A 6025-nucleotide genomic window follows, 5' to 3' on the forward strand; every position below is an offset into this window, starting at 1 on the left:
CCGGTCAATCGCAGCGATTCCATCATCGGTCCGGCCTAATCGGCTTCGCCGTCGGGGCGAGCTTGGCAAGGCGTCGTGGGAGGTCCGACGCGATCCGACGTTGTTGATGTGGCTGGCTCTTCTTCCAGGTGCGAATTTCGTCGTTGGTGCGGCCGCATCCCTTGCACCAGCCGGTACGTCCATCGAAAAGGCAGATGTCGATGCAGGGCGACTTCATGGCGACTGCATCTCGATCGTCAGATGGCGAAGCCCGCGGACCGGCTTGAGGCGCTTTTGCACCGTCGTGCGATCCACTGCACCGCCCGCCACTACGCTAACGATACCAGCATGTGCGTCGGGGCCGACGCGCCAGACGTGCAGGTCCGCGATTTGGGCATCGCCGGGCGTTTCGACCAGTTCGCGGATTTCCTCGGCGACATGCTCGTCGCTCCGGTCGAGCAGCACCCAGGCAGTTTCGCGCATCAGCGACCATGACCAGCGGGCGATCACGGTGGCACCGACCACCCCCATCACCGGATCGAGCCACACCCAGCCGAGGAAGCGTCCTGACAGGAGCGCGACGATCGCCAGCACCGAGGTCAGCGCGTCGGCAAGGACATGGACATAGGCGGCGCGAAGGTTGTTGTCCTGGCTTCGCAGCCCAGCCACTGCATGGGTCTCGTCGTCATCGTGCTGGTGTCCTTCATGTCTATGGGCATGTGGCTGCGCATGATGGCTATGGGAATGGCCATGACCGTGATCGTGCGAATGACTTCCCGCCAGGAGAAAGGCACTGACAATGTTCACGGCGAGACCGATCGCGGCGATGATGGTCGCTTCGGTGAACGCCACTGTGGTCGGCTGGAAGAGGCGAATTAGCGATTCGACGCCGATGCCGATTGCGATCACGGCGAGCACCAGCGCGGAGGCGAATCCTGCCAGGTCGCCGACCTTGCCCGTCCCGAAGCTGAACCTGTCGTCCGAGGCATGCCGCTTGGCGTAGGAATACGCGATTGCCGCAACACTGAGTGCTCCGGCATGCGTCGCCATGTGGAAACCGTCCGCCAGAAGCGCCATCGACCCGGTGAGATAGCCGGCGATGATTTCGCCGACCATCATCGTTGCCGTCAGTGCCACCACCCACAATGTGCGGCGCGCATTCGCGTCATGCGACGCCCCCAGGAAGACGTGATCGTGAGTGAAGCGATCAATGTGAAAAGCCGCGGTCATCATCGATCCTATTTGGAATAGCGGCGAATAACGGCTTTCAGATCCTCCGACGCTCGCAAGCGCTCGGCCTCATCCAGGCCCACCTTCGCAACATGCTGATCCAGATGGTCCACGATGATTTCGTCGAGCAGGCCGTTCACCGCGCCGCGAACCGCCGCCACAAGGTGCAGAACTTCGCCACACGGCGCGCCACGCTCCAGGCCGCGCTCAATAGCGCTGACCTGTCCTGCAATGCGCCGCACTCGTGCGATTAACTCGGCGCTGTTCTGTTCGGTGTGAGCCATAGGGTATCCCCCTAGCCTATAAAAAGGAGCAACGCCAGAGCCCCCTTTACGACTTCGATATCTCCAATCTTCCAGCCTAGATAAGGTAGGAGATTAGCTGTTGCGGGGCGCCTCGGGCCTGCTGGGATGCCATACGCGAGCATTCGTCGATGATAGAAACGGGCCGCTTGAACTGCGCGCGGATGTCCTCGGCCCATCTCTCACAGCGGGGGCAGCCGCGATCGCGGTGGACTACCACCGGGGGCCCGGCGCTCGCTGAAATTCCTACGAACATGCGGCGAGCGCCGCGACCATTTGCTTTCTTAACGTTAAAGCCCTCCAGTGATAATTATCCTCATTGAGGGCGCTTGCCATGCTCGCGCAGCCAGGCCTGCAACTCGTTGATTTCTTGACGTTGCTCCGCCGAACTCTTGGTCGCCATCTCGCGGATCTTGGCGTCGCGAGCGTCGCGTAGCACGATCTGCGACATCTCAACCGCGCCGCGATGATGTTCGATCATCTTACGCACCCAGGTTTCAGTCGCATCGCTACCAACAGCGCCCATCATGGCACGATGCATCTTCATTTCCGCCGGCGGATAAGGGTTGGCCTGTGTCGGCTGCATCATTTCGGCCATTGCCGAGTGATTCATCTGGCCATGGTTCATTTTGCTGTGATCCATGCCCTGTGGGTTTCCTTGGGCGAGGGCAGGCATGGTGGCCGCGAGTACAAGGGCAGCTGTGGCGATTTGAGCTTTCTTCATCATCGTTCTCCTTTGATGCTCCCGCGCGTCGTAAACGCGCCGATGTCCGCCGTCGGCACCAATGGCACAGATTTGAGGTTGTGATTTAAGGAGGATCTGGGCTTCGTCGTAGTGACGAAGGAACGAAGATGAAGCCCAGATCCTCCAATGTAAAATCGCCCGCCAAGGCCCCAGCAGAGCGGGTAGTGAAGGACATCCGCCGACAGACCCGGCGCCACTTTTCGGCCGAGGACAAGATCCGCATCGTGCTGGATGGCCTGCGCGGGGAAGACAGCATCGCCGAGCTATGCCGCAAGGAAGGCATTGCCCAGAGCCTGTATTACACCTGGTCGAAGGAGTTCATGGAAGCTGGCAAGCGCCGCCTGGCCGGCGACACCGCCCGTGCCGCGACCACCGGAGAGGTCCAGGACCTGCGCCGCGAAGCCCGGGCCCTGAAGGAATGCGTGGCCGATCTGACACTGGAAAACCGTCTGCTCAAAAAAAGCATGGTCGCGGATGGGGGCAACGACGAATGAGGTATCCCGCATCCGAGAAGCTCGAGATCATCAGAACCGTCGAGCAGTCGCACCTGTCGGCCAAGCGCACGCTGGACCAACTCGGCATCCCTCGTCGGACATTCTACCGCTGGTATGATCGCTACCTCGAAGGCGGGCCGGAGGCGTTGGAAGATCGGCCATCGGCGCCGAGCCGGGTGTGGAACCGCATCCCGGCGGGCATCCACGACCAGATCATCGAGCTGGCGCTGGAACAGTCTGAGCTGAGCCCCCGGGAACTGGCCGTACGCTTCACCGATGGGCAGCGCTACTTCGTGTCGGAATCCACGGTTTACCGCTTGTTGAAGGCCCACGACCTGATCACCAGCCCGGCCTATGTCGTGATCAAGGCTGCCGATCAGTTCCACACGAAAACCACGCGGCCGAACGAGATGTGGCAGACCGACTTCACCTACTTCAAGATCATCGGGTGGGGCTGGATGTATCTGTCGACCGTGCTCGACGACTTCTCACGCTACATCATCGCCTGGAAGCTGTGCACCAACATGCGAGCCGAGGACGTCACCGACACGCTGGACCTCGCCCTGGCGGCTTCTGGTTGCGACAGCGCCACGGTGCTGCACAAACCCCGGCTACTCAGCGATAATGGCCCCAGCTACATCGCGGGTGAGCTGGCGGAATACATCGAGGCCCGGAAGATGAGCCATGTCCGCGGCGCCCCGTGTCATCCCCAAACCCAGGGCAAGATCGAGCGCTGGCACCAGACCCTGAAAAACCGCATCTTGCTGGAAAACTACTTCCTGCCCCGCGACCTCGAAGCCCACATCGAGACCTTCGTCGAGCACTACAATCACCAGCGATACCACGAGAGCCTGGCCAACGTGACGCCTGCCGACGCCTACTTCGGCAGGGCTCCGGCAATCATCAAACTGCGCGAAAGGATCAAGCGACAGACCATCGATCATCGGCGCTTGCAGCACCGCAAGTTCGCCGCCTAACATCAACCCCCTGACGAGGTCCGCACTCCGCTAATCTACGCCGCGAGTTGTGCCGAATGTTCTGACGACGGACAGGTTTCCTTGGGCGAGGGCAGGCATGGTGGCCGCGAGTACAAGGGCAGCTGGCGCAGGTTGCATCAAAATGGAGGGAAAAATTTGTAGTTGCCGAGCTTCAGGGCGGTTTCCGACTAGGCGACAGATGAGGACTCGAATGGCCGGGCTTCCTGGTCGAGAAGCACAAGTGCCCTTACACCAAGATGTCGACCGAGTGCGGCTACCCGATCGTCCGACGTCTTGGGGGCGAGGAGGCAGACGAGCCCTGATTGAGTGTGGATCGGTGTCGCCGATCAACGATGTTTACCCAGCAGGTTCGGGCTGCCTCTCAAGGAACAGACGCCAATCAGCTTGTCCCAAATGCGCTTCCGCAAGGGACGGCGAGACTTCGCGCGTATATCCATCATGGAGACTGAAGGGGAGGTTTTGCCAGGGATGTTGCGTTCGATGGCTTCGGGTCTGTGCAGGACCAAGTTGTCGACTTACGCACGAGAATTACAGCTTCTTAAGAGTAGGTCTTGGATTGTCGGTGGTCAGTTAGCCACCCTCCCTAGCCAATTCCGCCCGGGAGCTTTTGTGGCACGGCTTAACCCACGGCCTGCTTGCAACCGTGACTGCGCCACTTTTATTCGGGGCCGCATCCGACCCGGCCGGCCGCCGGGAGCCCGCGCATCACTTGAGGGCGCTTCAGATCGTGTCCATCGCTACCGCTTTTCAGGGTTGGGCGGGCGGTTGGTTCATGTCTGGCGGCGCTAAATATTTAACATTCTAGAAAGGACGATTAAATGGATAGCCTGCTCTTGAGCCGTCGTCACTTTGTGGGCAGTGTACGCGCGTTGGGACTTGTCGCCGCGATGGGCGGGTTGATCAGCGCGTGCAGCGCAGCCGCGCCGGGACCGGTGCCGATCCTTGTACATAAGGATCCAAACTGCGGCTGTTGTTCGGCTTGGGCCGACCGGATCGAATCAACAGGCGACTTCACGGTCAGGCTGATCAATGCGGAGGACATGGCCGCTGTCAAAGCGCGTCTGCGGGTGCCGCTTGAGCTTGCGTCTTGCCACACCACAGTGGCTGCTGGATATGTCATCGAAGGACATGTGCCAGCGGCGGACATTTTACGGCTCCTGAGCGAGAAGCCGTCTGACATAATCGGATTGGCGGTTCCTGGAATGCCCGCGGGTTCACCCGGGATGGAAACGCCAGACGGGCGACGCGACGCTTATGAGGTCGTAGCTTTCACCACCGGTGGTCGCCAGAGCGTGTTTGCGCGGCACGGCTGAAGACCGGTAGAGCATATGGCCAAGGGGGAACCTCCCGGCTCCCCCGCTCCAGCCTCAGAACCAGGCCCGGATGCCAACCACGAAACTCAGATGCGAAACGTCCCCGCCCGCCGCGCGTTCGAAGCGAGCCGTATCGCCGAAAGTCTCATTATATTCCACGCCGATGTAAGGCGCGAATTCCTTGACAATCTCGTAGCGCAGTCGGAGCCCGACCTCCGCTTTTGACAAGCCAGAACCAACACCGATTTCTGGCACGTCCTGCAACGCGAAGTCGACTTCGACCCGAGGTTGAAGGATCAGCCGTTGTGTTATGCGCTGGTCGTATTCGGCCTCGAAACGAGCTGTAAGATCGCCCCTATCGGATAGAAAGAGCGCGCCATCGACCTCGAACCAGTAAGGGGCCAGACCTTGGATACCGACGACCAGATGCGCACGTTCCGGGCTGGGCTCGAAATCATAGCGGATGCCTCGCTGCCGGCCGACCACGAGGATCTCGAGGTCAAGCCCGCGCCCCCGCCAGCGGATAAGCCGGCCCCGAGCGCCGAGGTGGCGCCGAGCACGGTGACCTTCTCCGTGTCGGGGGTGTCGGCGGCCTTGCCCGCGGACGAGACCGTGCTGGAGGCGGCCGAGGGCGCGGGCGTCGAGATCCCCTATGCATGCCGTGCGGGCACATGCGGCGCCTGCGTGGTCAAGCTGCTGCAGGGCGAAGTGACGATGGAGGTCGAATCCGGCCTTGCGCCCGCCGACAAGGCGCAAGGCTATGTGCTCGCGTGCCAGGCGAAGGGGACGGGCACGCCGCTCGTGGTCGAAGCCTGATGCGCGAACGCAGCGACATTGCCGTGGGCCTGCTGGTCGCGTTCCTGCTGCTGTTCCCGTTCGGCTATCTCGTGCATGTGTCGCCCCGCTTTCCGGGTAGCCTCGCTGGCGGGATCATCGGGATCGCAGCGCTCGTGCTGATGCTGCT

7 protein-coding genes and 1 pseudogene are annotated in these 6025 nt (G+C 61.4%); 3 read left to right on the forward strand and 5 right to left on the reverse strand.

What is annotated here, in order from left to right; translation table 11 throughout:
• Nucleotides 1-22 precede the first annotated feature (22 nt).
• The 4 genes from ET21_RS27420 to ET21_RS0123380 form a co-directional block, all read right to left on the reverse strand.
• The gene (locus ET21_RS27420; protein WP_030541587.1) at nucleotides 23-217 is read right to left on the reverse strand and encodes a DUF1289 domain-containing protein; all 195 of its coding nucleotides are present in this window, start codon (nucleotides 215-217) and stop codon (nucleotides 23-25) included.
• The gene (gene dmeF / locus ET21_RS0123370; protein WP_030541588.1) at nucleotides 214-1209 is read right to left on the reverse strand and encodes a CDF family Co(II)/Ni(II) efflux transporter DmeF; all 996 of its coding nucleotides are present in this window, start codon (nucleotides 1207-1209) and stop codon (nucleotides 214-216) included. The genes ET21_RS27420 and dmeF overlap by 4 nt, the downstream gene beginning before the upstream one ends.
• An 8-nt stretch (nucleotides 1210-1217) precedes the next feature.
• On the reverse strand, nucleotides 1218-1493 hold the full coding sequence (locus ET21_RS0123375; RefSeq protein ID WP_030541589.1) for a metal/formaldehyde-sensitive transcriptional repressor: 276 nt from the start codon (nucleotides 1491-1493) through the stop codon (nucleotides 1218-1220).
• A 334-nt stretch (nucleotides 1494-1827) separates the two neighbouring features.
• On the reverse strand, nucleotides 1828-2235 hold the full coding sequence (locus ET21_RS0123380; RefSeq protein ID WP_030541590.1) for a DUF305 domain-containing protein: 408 nt from the start codon (nucleotides 2233-2235) through the stop codon (nucleotides 1828-1830).
• 128 nt (nucleotides 2236-2363) lie between these two features.
• On the opposite strand from ET21_RS0123380, the gene ET21_RS0123390 reads away from it, so the two are divergent.
• Both ET21_RS0123390 and ET21_RS28690 read left to right on the forward strand, forming a co-directional pair.
• Nucleotides 2364-3727 (forward strand): IS3 family transposase gene (locus ET21_RS0123390; RefSeq protein ID WP_129927772.1). Its coding sequence is split into 2 segments (ribosomal slippage): nucleotides 2364-2712 and nucleotides 2712-3727, totalling 1365 coding nucleotides; the frame shifts between segments, so codons are not numbered across the junction.
• An 839-nt stretch (nucleotides 3728-4566) separates the two neighbouring features.
• Nucleotides 4567-5061 (forward strand): DUF411 domain-containing protein, encoded by a 495-nt coding sequence (locus ET21_RS28690; RefSeq protein WP_030541593.1) that lies wholly within the window; start codon nucleotides 4567-4569, stop codon nucleotides 5059-5061.
• Nucleotides 5062-5115: 54 nt separating this feature from the next.
• Here the strand turns inward: ET21_RS28690 and ET21_RS0123400 are convergent, their stop codons facing one another.
• Nucleotides 5116-5547, reverse strand: coding sequence for a copper resistance protein B (locus ET21_RS0123400; RefSeq protein ID WP_337587970.1), 432 nt, complete (start codon nucleotides 5545-5547; stop codon nucleotides 5116-5118).
• Between ET21_RS0123400 and ET21_RS0123405 the strand changes: the two are divergent.
• A pseudogene (locus ET21_RS0123405) lies at nucleotides 5527-5877 on the forward strand (2Fe-2S iron-sulfur cluster-binding protein); the annotation flags it as partial. The gene ET21_RS0123400 and the pseudogene ET21_RS0123405 overlap by 21 nt on opposite strands.
• Nucleotides 5878-6025: the final 148 nt, after the last annotated feature.

Origin of the sequence: Sphingobium sp. DC-2 (assembly GCF_000722555.1) — a bacterium.
GTDB lineage: Bacteria > Pseudomonadota > Alphaproteobacteria > Sphingomonadales > Sphingomonadaceae > Sphingobium > Sphingobium quisquiliarum.

Excerpts from the sequence above, each read along its gene's own strand:
- ET21_RS28690 (WP_030541593.1), top strand. The coding sequence starts at position 4,567 with ATGGATAGCCTGCTCTTGAGCCGTCGTCACTTTGTGGGCAGTGTACGC.
- dmeF (WP_030541588.1), bottom strand. The coding sequence starts at position 1,209 with ATGACCGCGGCTTTTCACATTGATCGCTTCACTCACGATCACGTCTTC.
- ET21_RS0123380 (WP_030541590.1), bottom strand. The coding sequence starts at position 2,235 with ATGAAGAAAGCTCAAATCGCCACAGCTGCCCTTGTACTCGCGGCCACC.
- ET21_RS27420 (WP_030541587.1), bottom strand. The coding sequence starts at position 217 with ATGAAGTCGCCCTGCATCGACATCTGCCTTTTCGATGGACGTACCGGC.
- ET21_RS0123375 (WP_030541589.1), bottom strand. The coding sequence starts at position 1,493 with ATGGCTCACACCGAACAGAACAGCGCCGAGTTAATCGCACGAGTGCGG.